General features: G+C 59.2%; 20 protein-coding genes. 14 read left to right on the forward strand and 6 right to left on the reverse strand.

The window, feature by feature from the left end:
• Positions 1-37: 37 nt before the first annotated feature.
• The 7 genes from CWM54_RS28650 to tauD all read left to right on the forward strand — a co-directional run bounded on the left by CWM54_RS28650 (position 38) and on the right by tauD (position 6201).
• Entirely contained in the window at positions 38-166 is a 129-nt protein-coding gene (locus CWM54_RS28650) for a hypothetical protein (protein WP_165785931.1), read from the forward strand.
• A gap of 82 nt (positions 167-248) precedes the next feature.
• The gene (mmuP, locus tag CWM54_RS14130) at positions 249-1658 is read left to right on the forward strand and encodes an S-methylmethionine permease (protein WP_100681357.1); all 1410 of its coding nucleotides are present in this window, start codon (positions 249-251) and stop codon (positions 1656-1658) included.
• Positions 1645-2577, forward strand: coding sequence for a homocysteine S-methyltransferase (gene mmuM / locus CWM54_RS14135; RefSeq protein WP_100697542.1), 933 nt, complete (start codon positions 1645-1647; stop codon positions 2575-2577). The genes mmuP and mmuM overlap by 14 nt, the downstream gene beginning before the upstream one ends.
• A 210-nt stretch (positions 2578-2787) precedes the next feature.
• Entirely contained in the window at positions 2788-3750 is a 963-nt protein-coding gene (gene tauA / locus CWM54_RS14140) for a taurine ABC transporter substrate-binding protein (protein ID WP_008805331.1), read from the forward strand.
• An 11-nt stretch (positions 3751-3761) separates the two neighbouring features.
• Positions 3762-4529 carry a taurine ABC transporter ATP-binding subunit gene (tauB, locus tag CWM54_RS14145; RefSeq protein ID WP_023288561.1) on the forward strand — a complete coding sequence of 256 codons (768 nt, stop codon included), beginning with the start codon at positions 3762-3764 and terminating at the stop codon, positions 4527-4529.
• Positions 4526-5353, forward strand: coding sequence for a taurine ABC transporter permease TauC (gene tauC, locus CWM54_RS14150; protein WP_074386773.1), 828 nt, complete (start codon positions 4526-4528; stop codon positions 5351-5353). Before tauB ends, tauC begins: the two co-directional genes overlap by 4 nt.
• Complete coding sequence (gene tauD, locus CWM54_RS14155) at positions 5350-6201, forward strand: taurine dioxygenase (protein WP_004144604.1); 852 nt, start codon at positions 5350-5352, stop codon at positions 6199-6201. Before tauC ends, tauD begins: the two co-directional genes overlap by 4 nt.
• A 174-nt stretch (positions 6202-6375) precedes the next feature.
• Here tauD and CWM54_RS14160 read toward each other — a convergent pair whose 3' ends face one another.
• The 4 genes from CWM54_RS14160 to ampH all read right to left on the reverse strand — a co-directional run bounded on the left by CWM54_RS14160 (position 6376) and on the right by ampH (position 11260).
• The gene (locus CWM54_RS14160) at positions 6376-8094 is read right to left on the reverse strand and encodes a lysophospholipid acyltransferase family protein (RefSeq protein ID WP_100697544.1); all 1719 of its coding nucleotides are present in this window, start codon (positions 8092-8094) and stop codon (positions 6376-6378) included.
• Between the two features lie 178 nt (positions 8095-8272).
• Positions 8273-8764 carry an REP-associated tyrosine transposase gene (locus CWM54_RS14165; protein WP_100697546.1) on the reverse strand — a complete coding sequence of 164 codons (492 nt, stop codon included), beginning with the start codon at positions 8762-8764 and terminating at the stop codon, positions 8273-8275.
• Positions 8765-9019: 255 nt separating this feature from the next.
• Positions 9020-9994 (reverse strand): porphobilinogen synthase, encoded by a 975-nt coding sequence (gene hemB / locus CWM54_RS14170; protein WP_002890201.1) that lies wholly within the window; start codon positions 9992-9994, stop codon positions 9020-9022.
• A 105-nt stretch (positions 9995-10099) separates the two neighbouring features.
• Positions 10100-11260, reverse strand: a complete 1161-nt coding sequence (gene ampH / locus CWM54_RS14175) for a D-alanyl-D-alanine-carboxypeptidase/endopeptidase AmpH (RefSeq protein WP_061155613.1) — start codon at positions 11258-11260, stop codon at positions 10100-10102.
• Positions 11261-11479: 219 nt separating this feature from the next.
• Between ampH and CWM54_RS14180 the strand changes: the two genes are divergently transcribed.
• From CWM54_RS14180 to CWM54_RS14190, 3 genes are all read left to right on the forward strand, one after another.
• Positions 11480-11992, forward strand: coding sequence for an isochorismatase family protein (locus CWM54_RS14180; RefSeq protein WP_074194103.1), 513 nt, complete (start codon positions 11480-11482; stop codon positions 11990-11992).
• 117 nt (positions 11993-12109) lie between these two features.
• Positions 12110-13330: a peptide antibiotic transporter SbmA gene (gene sbmA / locus CWM54_RS14185; protein ID WP_061155611.1), complete on the forward strand. Its 1221-nt coding sequence runs from the start codon at positions 12110-12112 to the stop codon at positions 13328-13330.
• Between the two features lie 18 nt (positions 13331-13348).
• Positions 13349-14455, forward strand: a complete 1107-nt coding sequence (locus CWM54_RS14190) for a DUF1615 domain-containing protein (RefSeq protein WP_100697548.1) — start codon at positions 13349-13351, stop codon at positions 14453-14455.
• On the opposite strand, the gene CWM54_RS14195 is transcribed toward CWM54_RS14190, so the two are convergent.
• Positions 14452-14754: a YaiY family protein gene (locus CWM54_RS14195; protein ID WP_061155609.1), complete on the reverse strand. Its 303-nt coding sequence runs from the start codon at positions 14752-14754 to the stop codon at positions 14452-14454. The genes CWM54_RS14190 and CWM54_RS14195 overlap by 4 nt on opposite strands.
• Positions 14755-15007: 253 nt before the next feature.
• Between CWM54_RS14195 and CWM54_RS14200 the strand changes: the two genes are divergently transcribed.
• Positions 15008-15211: a DUF2754 family protein gene (locus CWM54_RS14200; RefSeq protein WP_012968852.1), complete on the forward strand. Its 204-nt coding sequence runs from the start codon at positions 15008-15010 to the stop codon at positions 15209-15211.
• A gap of 31 nt (positions 15212-15242) precedes the next feature.
• Here the strand turns inward: CWM54_RS14200 and ddlA are convergent, their stop codons facing one another.
• Complete coding sequence (ddlA, locus tag CWM54_RS14205) at positions 15243-16340, reverse strand: D-alanine--D-alanine ligase (protein WP_100697852.1); 1098 nt, start codon at positions 16338-16340, stop codon at positions 15243-15245.
• A 99-nt stretch (positions 16341-16439) separates the two neighbouring features.
• On the opposite strand from ddlA, the gene CWM54_RS14210 reads away from it, so the two are divergent.
• From CWM54_RS14210 to idnO, 3 genes are all read left to right on the forward strand, one after another.
• A complete protein-coding gene (locus tag CWM54_RS14210; protein WP_100681350.1) occupies positions 16440-17123 on the forward strand; it encodes an extensin family protein in 684 nt (227 codons plus the stop codon).
• Positions 17124-17292: 169 nt separating this feature from the next.
• Positions 17293-18492, forward strand: coding sequence for a multidrug efflux MFS transporter (locus CWM54_RS14215; protein ID WP_061155607.1), 1200 nt, complete (start codon positions 17293-17295; stop codon positions 18490-18492).
• 178 nt (positions 18493-18670) lie between these two features.
• Complete coding sequence (gene idnO / locus CWM54_RS14220; protein WP_061155606.1) at positions 18671-19435, forward strand: gluconate 5-dehydrogenase; 765 nt, start codon at positions 18671-18673, stop codon at positions 19433-19435.
• Positions 19436-19471 lie beyond the last annotated feature (36 nt).

Consider the following 19471-nt stretch of genomic DNA (forward strand, 5'->3'; position numbering starts at 1 on the left):
GTTCTGAACGACAGGCTGCAAAGAGAGTGCCAGAACGTTGTCTGTCGCGATGAGGCGTCAGCGCGTGGCGCGCCAGCCGGCGCTGCGCAAAAATGGGGCAGGCTGCACGCTGTCGGCGCGTGCCCTGGTGCAGCGGCTTTGCTTTTTCCGCGGCGTCACGGTATAACTCTTCTTCTTTTGGATGTTTAGATGTCTATACGTTTATACGCATCATGACCCGGGCAAGCGGGCTGGCGTGAGAAAATAAAATGCAAAGCACAACACAACAACAAGGTGGGCAACTGAAGCGCACCATGAAAACGCGCCATCTGATCATGCTGTCGCTCGGCGGCGTGATTGGCACCGGCTTATTCTTTAATACCGGCTATATCATCTCTACCACCGGCGCGGCCGGGACGCTGCTGGCGTACCTGATTGGCGCCCTGGTGGTTTGGCTGGTGATGCAGTGTCTCGGTGAACTGTCGGTGGCGATGCCGGAGACCGGCGCCTTCCACGTCTACGCGGCGCGCTATCTTGGCCCGGCGACGGGCTATACCGTGGCGTGGCTCTACTGGCTGACGTGGACGGTGGCGCTGGGGTCGAGCTTCACCGCGGCGGGCTTCTGCATGCAGTACTGGTTCCCGCAGGTGCCGGTCTGGATCTGGTGCGTGGTATTCTGCGCAGTGATCTTCGGCCTTAATATCATTTCGACGCGCTTCTTCGCCGAAGGCGAGTTCTGGTTCTCGCTGGTGAAAGTGATCACCATCATCGCGTTTATTATTCTCGGCGGCGCGGCCATTTTCGGCTTCATTCCGATGCAGGATGGCTCCCCGGCGCCGGGCCTGCATAATATCACCGCCGAAGGCTGGTTCCCGCATGGCGGCCTGCCGATCCTGATGACCATGGTGGCGGTGAACTTCGCCTTCTCCGGAACGGAGCTTATCGGCATTGCCGCCGGAGAGACGGAAAACCCGCACAAGGTCATTCCGGTCGCCATCCGCACTACCATCGCCCGGCTGATCATTTTCTTTATCGGCACCGTGTTTGTGCTGGCGGCGCTGATCCCAATGCAGCAGGCGGGGGTGGAGAAAAGCCCCTTCGTGCTGGTGTTTGAAAAGGTGGGCATCCCTTACGCGGCGGACATTTTCAACTTCGTGATCCTGACGGCGATCCTGTCGGCGGCAAACTCCGGCCTGTACGCTTCCGGGCGGATGCTGTGGTCGTTGTCGAACGAGAAGACGCTTCCGACCTGCTTTGCCAAAGTCAATAAACGGGGCGTCCCGGTGACTGCGCTGTCGGTCAGTATGCTGGGTGGCGTGCTGGCGTTGTTCTCCAGCGTGGTGGCGCCCGATACGGTGTTTGTGGCGCTGTCGGCGATCTCCGGCTTTGCGGTGGTGGCGGTGTGGTTGAGCATCTGCGCTTCGCACTTTATGTTCCGCCGCCGCCATCTGCAGCAGGGTAAGGCCCTGAGCGATCTGCAGTATCGCGCTCCCTGGTATCCGGTGGTGCCCGTTCTGGGCTTTGTGCTGTGCCTGGTGGCCTGCGTGGGCCTCGCCTTTGACCCGAGCCAGAGAATTGCGCTGTGGTGCGGGATCCCCTTTGTGGCCCTGTGCTATGGTGCCTGGTATCTCACTCGTTCACGGAATATGACTCAGGAGTCCCAACATGTCGCAGATTAATCCGTTCACTGCCCTTCTGGCCGCCCAGCCTTATGTCCTGCTGGATGGCGCTATGGCCACCGAGCTGGAGGCGCGCGGTTGCGATCTGGCCGACAGCCTGTGGTCGGCGAAAGTGCTGCTGGAGAACCCGCAGCTGATCCGCGATGTGCATCTCGACTACTTTCGCGCCGGGGCGCAGGTGGCGATCACCGCCAGCTATCAGGCCACCCCGGCGGGTTTTGCCGCGCGTGGACTGGATGATGCGCAGTCCCGGGCGCTGATCGGCAAAAGCGTCGAACTGGCGCGCAAAGCACGCGAGGCGTACCTCGCTGAGAACCCGCAGGCTGGTACGCTGCTGGTGGCCGGTTCGGTAGGGCCGTATGGCGCGTTTCTCGCCGACGGCTCGGAGTATCGCGGCGATTATCAGCGCAGCGCGGCAGAGTTCCAGGATTTCCACCGCCCGCGCGTCGAAGCCCTTCTGGATGCGGGCGCCGACCTGCTGGCCTGTGAAACCCTGCCGTCCTTCGCTGAGATCCAGGCGCTGACGGCCCTGCTGCAAGACTATCCCCGCGCCCGCGCCTGGTACTCTTTCACGCTGCGCGACGCCGAACATCTCAGCGATGGCACGCCGCTGTGCGAGGTGATGGCTGCCCTGGCGGATAACCCGCAGGTGGTGGCGGTGGGCATCAACTGTATCGCCCTGGAAAATACGCCCGCGGCGCTGGCGCATCTGCACAGCCTGACGGCCCTGCCGCTGGTGGTCTATCCTAACTCCGGCGAACATTATGATGCGGTGAGCAAGACCTGGCACCATCATGGCGAAGCCTGCGCCACCCTGGCGGATTATCTGCCGCAGTGGCTGGCGGCCGGGGCGAAGCTGATTGGCGGCTGCTGCCGCACCACGCCGAAGGACATCGCTGCGCTTAACGCGAAGCGCTGAGTTTTGTGCCGGGTGGCGCTGCGCTTACCCGGCCTACACATTGCGCGATCCGTCGCCGGCACCCGGCACCAACCCACCGCACAAAACCAACTATCCTTTCCCGCTTTTGTTCTAAAAACGATTCGCTATTAGCCAGAATTTTTAATTACTTCATCTCCCTCCTGATGCCGGAAATACTGCACCTATAACAACTCAGGGGAAGCAGACACTATGGCATTCACATCGCGAATTACTCTTCTGGCGGCGCTGGCCGTCGCCGCCTTCCAGGCGCAGGCGGTCAACGTGACCGTGGCGTATCAAACCTCCGCTGAGCCGGCGAAAGTCGCCCAGGCGGACAACACCTTCGCCAAAACCAGCGGCGCGACCGTCGACTGGCGGAAATTTGACAGCGGCGCCAGCGTGGTGCGTGCTCTGGCCTCCGGCGATGTGCAGATCGGCAATATCGGCTCCAGCCCGCTGGCGGTGGCTGCCAGTCAGCAGGTGCCGATTGAAGTGTTCCTGCTCGCTTCAAAGCTCGGCAACTCCGAAGCGCTGGTGGTGAAAAAAAGCATTACCAAACCGGAAGATCTGATCGGCAAGCGCATTGCCGTGCCGTTTATCTCCACCACCCACTACAGCCTGCTGTCGGCGCTCAAACACTGGGGCATCAAGCCGGGACAGGTGCAGATTATTAACCTGCAGCCGCCAGCGATTATCGCCGCCTGGCAGCGCGGGGATATCGATGGCGCTTACGTCTGGGCGCCAGCGGTTAACGAACTGGAAAAAGAGGGCAAGGTGCTGACCGATTCCGCGCAGGTTGGGGAGTGGGGCGCGCCAACCCTCGACGTCTGGGTGGTCCGTAAGGACTTCGCCGAGCAGCATCCGGAGATCGTCAAAGCCTTTGCTAAAAGCGCCATCGACGCCCAGCAGCCCTACATCGCCAACCCGGAAACATGGCTGAAACAGCCGGACAACATCAGCAAGCTGGCGCGCCTGAGCGGCGTGCCGGAAGCCGATGTCCCCGGGCTGGTGAAGGGGAACACCTACCTGACCGCCGCTGAGCAGGCGCAGGCGCTGAATGGTCCGGTCAATCAGGCCATCGTCGATACCGCGCGCTTCCTGAAAGAGCAGGGCAAAGTGCCCGCGGCGGGAACCGATTATCGTCAGTACGTCACTGACCGTTTCGTGAAGTAAAGGAGGCGGCGATGCTGCAAATCTCGCATCTTTCCGCCGACTACGGCGGTAAACCGGCGCTGGCGGATATCAACCTGACGCTGGAGAGTGGGGAGCTGTTGGTGGTGCTGGGGCCCTCGGGCTGCGGTAAAACTACCCTGCTGAACCTGATTGCCGGATTCGTGCCCTATCAGCACGGCAGCATCACCCTCGAAGGTCAGCGGGTGACCGGGCCGGGCGCAGAGCGCGGCGTGGTCTTCCAGAATGAAGGCCTGCTGCCGTGGCGCAATGTGCAGGATAACGTGGCGCTGGGCCTCCAGCTGGCGGGCGTGGATAAAGCGCAGCGCCGGCAAGCGGCGGCGCAGATGCTGAAGAAGGTCGGCCTCGAAGGGGCGGAAAAGCGCTTTATCTGGCAGCTGTCCGGTGGTCAACGCCAGCGGGTGGGTATCGCCCGGGCGCTGGCGGCTAACCCGCAGCTGTTGCTGCTGGATGAGCCCTTCGGCGCGCTTGACGCCTTTACCCGCGAGCAGATGCAAACGCTGTTGTTGACGCTCTGGCATGAGACCGGCAAACAGGTGCTGCTGATCACTCATGACATTGAAGAAGCCATTTTCATGGCGACCGAGCTGGTGCTGCTGTCGCCGGGGCCGGGTCGGGTGGTGGAGCGGCTGCCGCTTGATTTCAGCCGTCGTTTTGTCGCGGGAGAACCCTGCCGCAGCATCAAATCCGACCCGCGCTTTATTGAACAGCGGGAATACATTCTGAGCCGGGTGTTTGACCAACGGGAGGCTTTCTCATGAGCGTGCTACTGAACGACAAACCGCGTCAGTCGACGCTGAAGTGGCGCTGGCCGCTCTCCCGTCAGCTCACCCTCAGCGTGGCGACCCTGGCGGTGCTGCTGGCCGTCTGGTGGGCGGTCGCGGCGCTGCAGCTGATTAGTCCGCTGTTTCTGCCGCCGCCGGGCCAGGTACTGCAGAAGCTTATCACCATTGCCGGGCCGCAGGGCTTTATGGATGCGACGCTCTGGCAGCATCTGGCGGCGAGCCTGACGCGGATCGTCATCGCCCTGCTGGCGGCAGTGCTTATTGGCGTACCAGTGGGGATCGCCATGGGGCTTAACCCGACGGTGCGCGGGATCCTCGATCCGCTGATCGAACTCTATCGTCCGGTGCCGCCGCTGGCCTACCTACCGCTGATGGTGATCTGGTTTGGCATCGGTGAAACCTCGAAAATCCTGCTGATCTACCTGGCGATTTTCGCCCCGGTAGCGATGTCGGCGCTGGCAGGGGTAAAAAGCGCCCAGCAGGTGCGCATTCGCGCCGCCCGTTCGCTGGGCGCCAGCCGGGCGCAGGTGCTGTGGCTGGTGATCCTCCCCGGCGCGCTGCCGGAGATCCTCACCGGGCTGCGCATTGGTCTCGGGGTAGGTTGGTCAACGCTGGTGGCCGCTGAGCTGATCGCCGCCACTCGCGGGTTAGGGTTTATGGTGCAGTCTGCTGGCGAGTTTCTCGCGACCGATGTGGTGCTGGCGGGGATCGCGGTGATTGCCATTATCGCCTTTTTACTGGAACTGGGTCTGCGCGCGCTGCAGCGCCGCCTGACGCCCTGGCATGGAGAAGTACAATGAGTGAACGTCTGAGCATTACCCCGCTGGGGCCGTATATTGGCGCGCAGGTGACCGGGGCGGATTTAACCCGTCCGCTGAGCGACAACCAGTTTGAACAGCTGTATCACGCGGTACTGCGTCATCAGGTGGTGTTCCTGCGCGAGCAGAATATCACCCCGGCGCAACAGCGCGACCTGGCGCTGCGGTTTGGCGACCTGCATATCCATCCGGTCTACCCTCACGCCCCTGGCGTGGAAGAGATTATCGTCCTCGATACCCACAACGATAATCCCCCGGACAATGACAACTGGCATACCGATGTCACCTTTATCGATACGCCGCCCGCTGGCGCCATTCTGGCGGCGAAAGAGTTGCCGACGACCGGCGGGGACACCCTGTGGACCAGCGGCATCGCCGCCTGGGAAGCGCTGTCAGAACCTTTCCGGCAGCTGCTGAGCGGCCTGCATGCCGAACACGATTTCCGCAAATCGTTCCAGGAGTATAAGTACAACAAGACCGAAGCCGAGCATCGGCGCTGGCAGGAAGCGGTGGCGAAGCATCCGCCGCTGCTGCATCCGGTAGTGCGTACCCACCCGGTGACCGGCAAGCAGGCGCTGTTCGTTAATGAAGGGTTTACCACGCGAATTGTCGAGGTGAGCGAGAAAGAGAGCGCGGCGCTGCTGAACTTCCTGTTTGCCCATGTGACTAAACCGGAGTTTCAGGTGCGCTGGCGCTGGCAGCCGAACGATGTCGCTATCTGGGATAACCGGGTGACCCAGCATTACGCCAACGCCGACTATCTGCCACAGCGGCGGATCATGCACCGGGCGACGATCCTCGGCGATAAACCGTATTACCGGGCGGGGTAATGCTTGTAGCCGGTTAAGGCATCAGCCGTGAGCCGCGGAGAAAAGCGGATGCTGCATTGCCCGCTGCTTCCCGGAGGCGGCGCCTGACGCGCCTTTTCCGGGCTACCGAACCGCCGGAAACGGTGAACCGTAGCCCGGCGAAGGCGCAACGCGCCGCAAGCCGGGAAAAAGCGTTTATGCCGATTTTTGCGCACTCAGATGCGCGCCAATATAGCGCTGATAGCGATTGGCCTTCAGGTAGGTGAGATCCACCAGCACCAGACCATCCACGCAGTTATTGAAATCCGGGTCGCTGCCGAAATCGATAAACTGCACGCCGCCCGGCTCACACACTTCCGAGTACTGCTTATACAGCGGCGGGATCGCGCAGCCGAGATTGCCGAGCAGGGACTTCAGCCGGGCCAGGTCGTCGTTATAATCCTCCCCGCCAAACTGCGCCAGCACGTCGGGCAGCGACGCCGGATAAGGTCGACGCGACTCCGCCAGCGGATGCGTCGCCGGGAACCACAGCCGGTAGAACGCCACCAGCAGATCGCGGGCGGCGGGCGGCAACCCGCCAGAAATCGACACCGGACCAAACAGATAGCGATAGTGCGGATAGCGCGCCAGATAAGCGCCGATGCCGGACCACAGATAATCCAGCCCGCGACGCCCCCAGTAGCGCGGCTGGATAAAGCTGCGCCCCAGCTCAATGCCGTGCTGCAGGACATCGTCCATCCGCCCGTCGTAATGGAACAGGCTGTAACTGTAGATCCCTTCCAGGCCGCGCTTTGCCAGCTGGATGGCCGTCGGCATAAAGCGGTAAGCGCCGACGATTTCCAGATCGTCTTCATCCCATAGGATCAGATGCAGATAGTCATCGTCATACCCGTCGATATCCCGCCGTTTACCGCTGCCTTCCCCGACCGCGCGGAAGGCGATTTCCCGCAGGCGTCCCAGCTCGCGCAGCAGCGGCGCTTCCTCCTGGCCGTTGCGCTGCCAGAGGTAAATCATTTTGCCGTCGGCGGTACGGCCCAGGCATTCGGCCTTGTTCAGCTCACGTTTGAGCCGCGCCCGATCTTCCGGGCGGGCGATGGCGCTTGTGGTTTTGAACTGCCCCGGCAGCCCTTTGCGCAGCTGTTCAAGATGCTGATAGCAGCGGCCGGTAAGATCGCGAGCGCTGGACTGCGCATCGAACCAGTTCGACCAGGGGATCTGCTGGCCGATGCGCACCGGCAGGCTGCTGTTGCGCCGGCGAAACATCTGCTGCATCAGCAGGAGCAGCGGCAGGTTGTCTGATATCAAAGTGCTGGCATAAAACAGGGCGCTGTTGTGGGCGTTAATCCATGCAGGCAGCAGCGGGGCGCGATATTTTGCCGCCAGCTTAATAAAACCGGAGTGCCATTTTCGATCGCGGATACCGCGGCGGGTCAGACGGGAGACTTCCCCCGCCGGGAAGAAGATCAGCACCCCGCCGGCCTGCAGCTGGTGATCCATCTGCTGCAGCGCCGCTTTAGCGGTGCGGCCATGAATGTTATCCACCGGGATAAACAGCGAGCTCAGGGGCTCAAGGTGGGTGAGCATGCGGTTGGTGACCACTTTGACGTCGCGGCGCACGCGGGATACCGCATACAGGAGCGCCAGGCCGTCGAGGGTGCCGGTGGGGTGGTTGGCGATAATGACCAGCGGGCCATATTCGGGGATTTGTTCGAGATCGTGCGCCGGGATGGCACAACGGATATTGAGGTATTCCAGTACCTGTTCGACCGTATCAAGCCCCTTCAGGTGGCGATGACGATCGGCAAATTGTTGAAACTCTTCCTCATGAAACAGCTTTTTTAACAGTTTCTTTTGCCAGGGGGCGGGCCTCGCCTGAGGCCACAGGTCATCGAGTACGTTGTCGAGACTAAACATAGTGGCTCCTCCTCCGTCCTGCCCAGACAGTAGAAGGTGGAGATGTCGTTCAGATTACAGTTGGGTGAAGTTTCGGTCGCAGCGGGGGAGGTTTCCCGGATAGCGGCTAACGCCTCATCCGGGCTACGGTTGGCGCCGATTTGTAGCCCCGGTAAGCGTCAGCGCCACCGGGGAGAGGCTATCGGCGTTCACCACAGATAAGATCAAAGCTATCGCCAGCCCAATTTGGGGGATATAGACCGCGCTGGACATCGCGATGAAAGGTTGAAAATGGCCAATCGATCACTCGGGTGACCCAGCCATGCTTAAGTGGATTGATATGGATGTAATCAACGTGTCGGCGGTAATCATCTTCATCGCGTATGGCATGCTCCCAGAAGCGCGGTTGCCAGAGGGGTCGTCGTTTTAACGTTCTGGTAAAACAGCCTTTGATATCTCTCCAGCGTGAAGAAAAATCGTCATCATTATGAGGTAGTGTCCAGATGCAATGGAGATGTTCAGGCAACACCACCCAGGCATCAATAGTAAAGGGTCGATGTTGTTTAACAACGGCGACAGAGTAGCGCAATAATTCTATGTTTTCAGTTAGGTGCATGCTTCTACGGTCTTTAAGATTAACGGTGAAGAACCAGGTTCCCCCCTTAATGTAATAACGTCGATAAGCAACCACAGGATCTCCTGGAATTCGGTATTTATGATGTGGTTTAACACGTTAGAAGGCGAAATCCGGTACGCCAAGGAGAAGGCGCAGAAGATGGAAAGCGGCGCGCAAAATTTTAGCTACAGATATTGGTTAGCGCCTGTCCCCGGATAGCGGCGCAAGCCCCTTATCCGGGCTACGGTGTGGTGGTCGCGATAAATACAGCGCACCGGGGATGAGGTTTGGTAGCCCCGGTAAGCGAAGCGCCACCGGGGAGGGGCGGGGTTAACGGAGGATTTTTTTCTCAGCCAGATCGAGGGCGAAATAGCTGAAGATCAGGTCGGCGCCTGCGCGTTTGATAGCGCCGAGGCTTTCCAGAACCACTTTCTCTTCATCGATAGCGCCCGCCTGGGCGGCGAATTTGATCATCGCGTACTCCCCGCTGACCTGATAGGCGCCGAGCGGCAGATCGCTGCGTTCACGGATATCGCGCAGAATATCCAGATAGGCGCCAGCCGGTTTCACCATCAGGCAGTCGGCGCCCTGGGCTTCATCGAGCAGCGACTCGCGAATGGCTTCCCGGCGGTTCATCGGGCTCATCTGATAGGTTTTACGATCGCCTTTCAGCGCGGTACCGGCCGCTTCGCGGAACGGGCCGTAGAAGGAAGAAGCGAACTTGGTGGAGTAGGACATAATCGCTGTATTAGTGAAACCGGCGGCATCCAGCGAGCGGCGAATCGCCTGTACCTGACCGTCCATCGCGGCGGAAGGGGCGATGAAATCCGCCCCCGCGGCGGCGGCCACAACGGCCTGCTTGCCGAGGTTTTCCAGGGTCGCGTCGTTATCCACCCCGTGGTCGCACAGCACGCCACAGTGGCCGTGGGAGGTGTATTCGCAGAAGCAGGTATCGGACATGACGATCATCTCCGGCACCGTGGACTTGCAGATCCGCGACATACGCGCCACCAGACCATTTTCATTCCAGGTATCGCTGCCAGTGGCATCGGTGTGATGAGAAATGCCAAAGGTCATCACCGAGCGAATACCGGCGTTAGCGATGCGTTCGATTTCACGCGCCAGATATTTTTCCGGAATGCGCATCACGCCGGGCATGGCCTCGATCGCTTTGTAATCATCAATTTCTTCTTCAACAAAGATCGGCAACACCAGGTCGTTCAAACTCAGTGTTGTCTCTTCAAACAGGGCGCGCAGCGCAGCGGATTGACGCAGGCGGCGGGGGCGAGTGATTAAATCTGTCATGGTTTGCCTGATTTTGTGAAATGAAAGACGTTAGTGTAACTGAAATGCCATAGGGATGTTTCGCCAAAACGATCGTTATGTCGTGTCGGCGAAACCCCCGCGAGCTTACTGGCTGGCCGTCTGCATGTTGGGCTGCGCGCCGCTCAACTCGCTGACCAGGTCGTTGATGCCATCGCTCATATTGTTGAAGCGGGTTAACGGCGAGCGGGTCACCACCACAAAAGCGCCGACGTTAGCCTGCGGATTCATCGCCATATAGGTGATAAACCCACCGCCGCCGCCGGTTTTCTGAATAATCCCCGGATGGCCATTCTTCGGCTTCATATACACCCAGCCAAGTCCCAGCGCGTCGGCGCGGCCCGGCACGTCCATACCAATCACCCGGGTCAGCTGGTTACGCTGATAAATCAGCGTCTGCATCCGGTCGGCCTGCTGGCTGCGGGTATAGAAATCGGATGACAGGAACTGCTGCATCCAGCGCATCATATCGCCTGGTGTCGAGTAGACTCCGCCGCTACCGATCGCCGCCAGGGTGTTGTTGCATGGGCTGGCGCCTTTTTCCGGGATCATCAGCCGCTGGCACTGATCTGGTGACGGGGTAAAGGTGGTGTCCTTCATCCCCAGTGGCCGGGTGATCTGCTCTTCGAACAGCTGCGGATAAGGTTTGCCGGCGGCGTTGGAGAGGGCGTCCGCCAGTAAATCGAAGGCCAGGTTGGAGTAGGCGGCCTGCGAGCCGGGCGCCGTCTTCAGGGTTGCGGTAGAGAGCCAGTTCCAGCGCTGTTGGCGGGTCGGCCAGACAAACACCGCGCGATGAGCGGCGCCGCCAGGCTGCTCGCGCGGCAGGGCGCTGGTATGGGTCGCGAGGTTCGCCAGCGTGATCGGCGTCCCCTGCCAGTCAGGCACCCGGGTACCCGGCGGGGCGTATTTGCTTAGCGGATCGTTGAGTTTCACCACCCCCTGATCGAGCAGCTTCACCAGCATCTCGCTGGTCATCAGTTTGCTGAGGGAGGCGATACGGATCACCGAGTCGAGCTGCGGGTGCTGATTATTCCCCGGGCGGGTTTCGCCAAAGCTGCGAAAAACGCGCTGATTGCCATCGATAACCACCAGCGCCATACCGGTGGCGCCGCTGCCGTAGTAGATATGATTGGCGTAACGATCGACCACATCCGAGGCGAAAACCGGATCAACGGTGGGCTGTGCGGCCTGTACCGAGGTCCACGACGCCGCGCACAGCGCAGCAAAAATGAGCAAACTACGTTTCAACGGAGATCATCCATTAAATAAATAAAAGAGAAGAGGGTATTTATACTACGAAGTGGCGCAGAACAAAGTGGGATTCACGACATTCCTGCAGGAAAAAGGTAACGGTGCGTAAAAAAGACTTTTTTACGCTTTCAGATATCGGCTTTTTCCGCTGCCGCGTATGATGACCGTTTGGCTGAAAGTTCGTGGGAGAGAGCAATGACGGCTCAACGGGTAGTGATGGTCGTGGATATGCAAAACGGCGTGTTCGCCACGCCGCGTCTGGCGCGCGAGCGCTGCGTCGCGCAAATTAATCGTCTGGTGCGCGCGGCGGACAAGGTTATTTTCATTCAGCATGATGAAGCCGGCGGCCTCGAAGCTGGCAGCGAAGGCTTCGCCCTGCTTCCCGAGCTGGAACAGCCAGCTGGCGCGCTGTATGTCACCAAAACCGCCTGCGACGCCTTCTATCACACCTCGCTGGCGCAGGTGCTGGACGAACACGACATTCAGCAGTTCGTCATCTGCGGCTGCGCCACCGACTACTGCCTCGACACCACCATTAAAAACGGCGCCAGCCGCGGGTACGGTATTGTGATCGCGGAAGATGCCCACACCACCGCCAACCGCCCCGCCGCGCAGGCCGCGACGCTTATCGCCCACTACAATGAGGTGTGGCGTACGCTGACCGTTCCTGGCAATCCTTTACAGGTGAAACCCACAGAAACAATTCTGCACGCCTGGCAGCAGAACTAAGCTGTTGATATCCGGTCTCATCATTCGTCTGCCCCGCGAGAGCGCATCCACGCGGCGGCCGACGTATGCGTCGTACACAGCAATAGCAGAACGATAAGAAGTTAGCAGGAGACAATGATGTTTAAATCTTTTTTCCCCAAACCGGGGCCGTTTTTTATTTCTGCCTTTATCTGGTCGCTGCTGGCCGTGATCTTTTGGCAGGCGGGCGGCGGCGACTGGCTGCTGCGGGTCACCGGGGCATCGCAAAATGTGGCGATCAGCGCGGCGCGCTTCTGGTCGCTCAACTATCTGGTGTTCTACGCTTACTATCTGTTTTGCGTCGGCGTATTTGCACTGTTCTGGTTTGTCTACTGCCCGCACCGCTGGCAGTACTGGTCGATTCTCGGCACGTCGCTCATCATTTTCGTCACCTGGTTTCTGGTGGAAGTCGGGGTGGCGATCAACGCCTGGTATGCGCCGTTCTACGACCTGATCCAGAGCGCGCTGGCCACCCCGCATAAGGTCAGTATCAACCAGTTTTATCAGGAGATCGGTATCTTTCTCGGCATCGCGATCATCGCGGTGATCATTGGCGTGATGAACAACTTCTTCGTCAGCCACTATGTCTTCCGCTGGCGTACGGCGATGAACGAACACTATATGGCCCACTGGCAGCATCTGCGCCATATCGAAGGCGCCGCGCAGCGTGTGCAGGAAGATACCATGCGCTTTGCTTCCACCCTGGAAGATATGGGGGTGAGCTTTATCAACGCGGTGATGACCCTGATCGCCTTCCTGCCGGTGCTGGTGACACTCTCCGAACACGTTCCCGACCTGCCCATCGTCGGTCATCTGCCGTATGGCCTGGTGATTGCCGCTATCGTCTGGTCGCTGATGGGAACCGGCATGCTGGCGGTAGTGGGGATTAAGCTGCCTGGCCTGGAGTTTAAAAACCAGCGTGTTGAAGCGGCGTATCGTAAAGAGCTGGTCTATGGTGAGGATGATGAAACCCGCGCCACGCCGCCAACGGTACGTGAGCTGTTCAGCGCGGTGCGTCGCAACTATTTCCGTCTCTATTTCCACTATATGTATTTCAATATCGCCCGCATTCTCTATCTGCAGGTGGATAACGTTTTCGGCCTTTTCCTGCTGTTTCCGTCGATCGTTGCCGGTACCATTACCCTCGGGCTGATGACGCAAATTACCAACGTTTTCGGCCAGGTGCGCGGCTCGTTCCAGTACCTGATCAGCTCGTGGACGACGCTGGTGGAACTGATGTCCATCTACAAACGTCTGCGCAGTTTTGAACGCGAGCTGGACGGCAAGCCGCTGCAGGAAGCGATCCCGACATTACGTTAATCAAGACAAGGAAGCATGATGGCCGCACGTTTATCGCGCATTATTCCCGGTTCATTGACGCTGCTGGCGGCCATGGTGCTGAGCGCCTGTACCAGCCAGCAGGCCCCGACGCTGAAAGAGGGTGAGAAGCCCGTTGACGTGGCGTCGGTGGTGCGGCAGAAAATGCCGGCCAGCGTCAAGGATCGGGAGGCCTGGGCGCAAGCCATCGCCACCGCGTTTGACAGCCAGAAGCTGGCGCCGACGGAAGAGAACGTCTGTTCGGTGCTGGCGGTCGCGCAGCAGGAGTCTAACTATCAGTCCGATCCGGTGGTGCCGGGGTTGAATAAAATCGCCTGGCAGGAAATTGACCGCCGAGCGGAAAAAATGCACATTCCGCCGTTTCTGGTCCATACCGCGCTGAAGATCACCTCGCCAAACGGCAAAAGCTACAGCGACCGTCTGGACAACGTGAAGACGGAAAAGCAGCTGAGCGCCATTTTTGATGACTTTATCGGGATGGTGCCGATGGGGCAGAAGCTGTTCGGTTCGCTTAACCCGGTGCATACCGGAGGCCCAATGCAGGTCAGCATTGCCTTTGCCGAGCAGCACACCTCCGGCTACCCGTGGAAAATGAGCGGTACGGTGCGCCAGGAGGTCTTCAGCCTGCGCGGTGGCCTGTGGTTTGGCACCTATCATCTGCTGAACTACCCGGCCAGTTACAGTGCGCCGCTGTACCGTTTTGCCGACTTCAACGCCGGCTGGTATGCCAGCCGTAACGCCGCCTTCCAGAACGCGGTGGTGAAAGCCAGCGGGGTAAAACTGGCGCTCGACGGCGACCTTATCCGCTACGACAGCGATGAACCGGGCAGCACCGAACTGGCGGTGCGTCGCCTGGCGGGCCAGTTGGCAATGAGCGACAGCGAGATCCACAGCCAGTTGAAAAAGGGCGACAGCCTGGCGTTTGAGAAGACCGACCTTTATCAGCAGGTTTTCCGCCTCGCCGAGAAAAAGGCGGGCAAGACTCTGCCGCGGGAGATGTTGCCAGGGATCCAGCTGGAGAGTCCGAAAATTACTCGAAATCTGACGACGGCGTGGTTTGCAAAACGGGTTGATGAGCGGCGGGCAAACTGTATGGCGCGGCGTTAACGGCGTTGACGCCAGCGCACGATAAGCGCGAGCAGCCCGATGAACGAGCAGCCGATCGCGAAAGGGATCAGTCCAAAGAGAGTGCCAACGGCGAGGCTGATGTCGACTTGCGGACGGCTGGCGTCCTGCGTTTGCATCAAGCGTTCAAATACCCCCGGGGCGTGGATCAGCATGCTGAGCATCTGCGCGCCGGCCCAGCAGCAGACCAGGACGAACAGCCCGTAGGCGACATGGCTGCCGGTCAGCGCCCCTCTTTTTTTATTTCCCAAAAGCGATTTTGAAAAACTGAATTCAGCCATAGGCCCTCCCACCTCTGCGCTGCTGGTTTTTTCTCCAGCTCTATGGCAGGTATTCTGGCAGTGAGGGGCCATCGTCAGTATCAGATTGCTGGTAATTGCCGTCCAGGAATAATCCTGTTTTCGCTGGTGTGTTAACCGCGCCACAGGAATGGAAAAGGGAGAGCGGCGTCGCAATCCAGCAACATTCTCTCCCGCGCTACAGACCGCCGCGGGCGGCTATGCGAAGATGCGTTTTTTTGCTGTTGGAGGTCGCATGAAGCTCACTGATAAAATTCGCCGCGACTGGCACTACTACGCGGTGGCGCTGGGGCTAATTTTTATTCTCAATGGGGTGGTGGGGCTGCTGGGGTTTGAAACGCAGGGCTGGCAATCCTACGCCGTCGGTCTGGTCACCTGGGTCATTAGCTTCTGGGCCGCGGGCCTGGTGATCCGCCGCCGCCCGGCAGAAGAGGCCTGAGACCCCTGCTGCCAGGCGCGATAAACGCGTTTTAGTTCATGGAGGTTTTCAGCGCCCGGTCCGCGGCATGGCGCTCCAGCGCCAGCTCAATCAGCCGGGTGATCAGGCTGGTGTAGTCGAGGCCGCTGGCCTGCCACAGCTTCGGATACATGCTGATGTTGGTAAAGCCCGGCAGGGTGTTGATCTCGTTGATCACCACCTCGTTGTCGGAGGTGAGGAAGACGTCGACGCGGGCCATGCCGCTGCAGCCCAGGGTCTGGTAGGCCTGCACCGCAATAGCGCGGATTTTGTCGTTGATCTCAGGGGCGATGGCGGCCGGGACCACCACCTGCGCGCCCTGGTCATCGATATATTTGGTGTCGTAGGCGTAAAACTCGCTGTTGAGGACAATTTCACCGCAGGTGCTGGCCTGCGGGTGGTCGTTACCCAGCACGGCACACTCAATTTCCCGCCCTTTAATGCCTTGTTCCACCACCACTTTATGGTCAAATTCAAAGGCCAGGGCCACCGCCTGATGGTACTGCTCTTCATTTTTAACTTTGCTGACGCCAACCGATGAGCCCTGATTGGCCGGCTTCACGAACAGCGGCAGGCCCAGCTTCGCTTCGACATCGGCAAAGCTGAACTGCGCGCGGTTGGCGCGGGTCAGGGTGATAAACGGGGCGACGGCGAGCCCGGCATCGCGCAGCAGACGTTTGGTCACGTCTTTGTCCATACAGGCCGCGGAGCCCAGCACATCGGAACCAACGAAAGGCAGATTCGCCATGCGCAGCATCCCCTGCAGGGAGCCATCCTCGCCCAGCGTGCCGTGGACGATGGGGAAAATCACATCGATAGCCGCCAGCGGCTGGCCGCTGTCGGCGTTAATCAGCTGCTGTGCTTCGCGGCCTGGGATCTGCGCCAGAGTCACCGTGGAAGGGCGCAGGGCAATGCGGGCAGGATCCTGAGCATTGAGCAGGTAGTTGCCGGCGTCGTTGATGTGCCATAGCCCCTGTTTATCAATGCCCAACAGAACCACATCGAAGCGCGATTTATCAATCGCTTCCACGATATTCTTCGCTGACTGCAGCGACACTTCATGCTCCGCCGACTTGCCGCCAAAAACGATCCCAACCCTCATCTTTGCCATTTCAACTTCCATCCAGATAACATCAAAGGGCATAACATACCATGTGAAACCGCTGCCTGCCTGCCATAATATTTACCTGATCAATTGACGGGAGTGGGCGTGAGAGGAAAGACGCTGCTGGTGCTGGCCGGGCTGCTCGGCGCGGGCCTGTTGGGATACCGCTATCTGCCGCCGCACCTGAATCCTCTGGTACCGCTGGCGCTGGACGATCCCCCGGGCTGGCTGACGTCATTCAAGCTGCGCAGGCTGACGGCAGATCAGTGCGCCTCCCTGCTGGCGGAAGCCAATCGCCGGCGGCTTATCGCCAGCCGGCCGGTGGCCGACAGCGAGGGAAGCTGCCCGCTGCATAACGTGGTGCGAGTGGCGAATTTTGGCAGCGTGACGCTGAGCAGCAGCTTCCTCGCCAGCTGCCCGCTGGCGCTGAGCGCTGCGCTGTATGTCGAGCAGCAGGCGAAGCCGCTGACCCGCCAGCTGATGGCGAGCGACCTGCGCCAGATCGATCATCTCGGCAGCTTCGCCTGCCGCAATATCTACCATCGGCAACAGGCGCGGCGCAGTGAACACGCCACGGCGGACGCGCTGGACGTCAGCGGTTTCCGTCTGGCGGATGGCCGACGCGTCAGCGTCCTGCAGGGCTGGCGGAACGAGACCTCGCATCCCTGGCTGGCGGCGCTGTTGAGTAACAGCTGCCATTACTTCGGCAACGCACTGGGGCCAGAGTACAATGCGGCTCACGCCAATCATTTTCATCTGGGGATGCGCGGACAGGGCTTCTGCTTTTGAGCATAAAGCGCTGTGAGCAGCCTAAATGACCAGAAAATGCTTCGTCAGGTTCTCATCCGCACTCATAAAACACCAAACTCACCGCCAGCGCATCTATGGTAGTACACCAGTGGAATGAAATTGATAAGCTAGGTAATAATTGGCAAATCATTAATGAATACGCGTAGTTATGGAATCCTGGAAGGTTAATCTCATCTCCGTCTGGTTTGGCTGCTTTTTTACCGGCCTGGCGATCAGTCAAATTCTCCCTTTTTTGCCCCTCTACGTCTCCCAGCTGGGCGTCACCTCGCATGAAGCGCTGTCGATGTGGTCGGGGCTGACCTTCAGCGTGACTTTTCTTGTCTCGGCGATCGTTTCGCCGATGTGGGGGAGCCTGGCAGACCGCAAAGGCCGCAAGCTGATGCTGCTGCGCGCCTCGCTGGGGATGGCGATTGCTATTTTACTACAGGCCTTCGCCACTAACGTCTGGCAGCTGTTTATCCTGCGGGCGATCATGGGCTTAACCTCCGGTTATATCCCCAACGCCATGGCGCTGGTGGCCTCTCAGGTGCCGCGCGAGCGTAGCGGCTGGGCGCTGAGCACGCTATCAACGGCGCAAATCAGCGGCGTGATCGGCGGCCCACTGCTCGGCGGCTTCCTGGCTGATCATGTCGGTTTGCGCGCCGTATTTATCATCACCGCGATTTTGCTGACCGTAAGCTTCCTGGTGACGCTGTTTCTGATTAAAGAGGGCGCCCGCCCGCAGGTCAGCAAAAGCGAGCGCCTCACCGGGAAACAAGTCTTTGCCTCCTTGCCCTACCCGGGGCTGGTGATCAGCCTCTTTTTCACCACCCTGGTGATCCAGTTGTGCAACGGCTCAATTGGCCCAATTCTGGCGCTGTTTATCAAGTCGATGGTGCCGGACAGCAATAATATCGCCTTTCTGGCCGGGATGATCGCCGCGGTGCCCGGCGTGTCGGCGCTGATTTCTGCACCACGGCTGGGTAAGTTAGGCGATCGCATCGGTACCTCGCGGATCCTGCTCGCGACGCTCTGCTGCGCAGTGGTGATGTTCTTCGCCATGTCCTTTGTCACCACCCCGCTGCAGCTGGGGACGCTGCGTTTCCTGCTTGGCTTTGCCGATGGCGCGATGCTCCCGGCGGTGCAGACCTTATTGCTGAAATACAGTAGCGACAGCGTCACCGGGCGCATCTTTGGCTATAACCAGTCGTTTATGTATCTGGGCAATGTCGCCGGGCCGCTGATTGGCGCATCAGTATCGGCGATGGCCGGTTTCCGCTGGGTGTTTATCGCTACGGCGATTATTGTGCTGATCAATATCTGGCAGCTGGCTATCATGCTGCGTCGTAGCCGCCGTACCGCCGCCTGACCCCTTTCTTTCTCTTCGACCGGCATTGACGTCACTACGTCAATGCCGGTTTTTGATCTTCCTCATCTGTAAATGCATCACCGATCACAAAACGATCATTTTCACCTCTTACCCCCTTCTATTTGTAACTGTTACGCGTATACAGTTACGCGTAACAGTTATGGAAAAAAGAGGTTTTATGAGAAATTTATTCGATTTATCAGGGAAACGTGCGCTCATCACCGGTTCTGCTCAGGGGATTGGCAATCTGCTGGCCGGTGGCCTTGCAGAGTATGGCGCAGAGATAATCATTAACGACCGTACTCAGGAGCGGGCAGACCAGGCGGCGCAGGCGTTGGTGGCTCAGGGCCACCGCGCAGTAGGTTATGCGTTTGACGTGACTCAGGCGGCGGAGGTTGAGCAGGCGATTGCCCGTATCGAAGAGGAATTCGGTGCAATTGATATTTTAATTAATAACGCCGGGATCCAGCGCCGTTACCCTTTCACTGAATTCCCTGAAGAGGAGTGGGATCGGGTTATTGAAGTTAACCAGAAAGGCGTTTTCCTGGTCTCGCAGCAGGTGGCGAAATATATGATGACACGCCGTGCGGGAAAAATAATTAATATTTGTTCAATGCAAAGTGAATTAGGTCGCAAAACCATTACTCCGTACGCCGCATCGAAAGGGGCAGTTAAAATGCTGACTCGCGGAATGTGCGTGGAGCTGGCGGAATATAATATTCAGGTCAACGGGATTGCGCCGGGCTATTTTGCCACCGAGATGACGACCGCGCTGGTGAACGACGAGGCGTTTTCCGCTTGGCTATATCAGCGCACCCCGGCAGCACGCTGGGGAAAACCGGAAGAGTTGATTGGCGCGGCGGTGTATCTGGCTTCACCTGCTGCAAACTTCGTTAACGGTCATTTGTTGTTTGTGGATGGTGGGATGCTTGCTGCCGTTTAAATAACTTTGCGTCTTTCGGGAAACTGGCACGCTCGC

It is taken from the genome of Klebsiella sp. D-Nf1 (genome assembly GCF_002810515.1).
Classification (GTDB): domain Bacteria; phylum Pseudomonadota; class Gammaproteobacteria; order Enterobacterales; family Enterobacteriaceae; genus Klebsiella; species Klebsiella variicola.